The following is a 223-nucleotide window of genomic DNA, read 5'->3' on the forward strand; positions in this document are numbered from 1 at the left end:
CATCGAAACCAACTATTATGAGCAGAAGACCTTCTGGTCGCTGAATGCCTACCGGATTCGCCACCAAAATGGCATTGAACACATGGTGAATCTGGTAAACCTCGTTCACAGAAGCCTGAAAATGCTGCCGTATCTGGACGAGCATTTTGCAAAGTACCAAAACGCCAGTCCGCAGGAGCTGCGAAGCCATATAAGCTGGCAAATACAGCGTGAAATATTTTTT

Annotated in this window: 1 pseudogene; it reads left to right on the forward strand. The window is 46.2% G+C overall.

The features are described from left to right. A pseudogene (locus tag ACFCTO_RS12285) lies at positions 1-223 on the forward strand (IS701 family transposase); the annotation flags it as partial.

This window comes from Megasphaera indica, from assembly GCF_046614755.1.
GTDB lineage: Bacteria > Bacillota > Negativicutes > Veillonellales > Megasphaeraceae > Megasphaera > Megasphaera intestinihominis.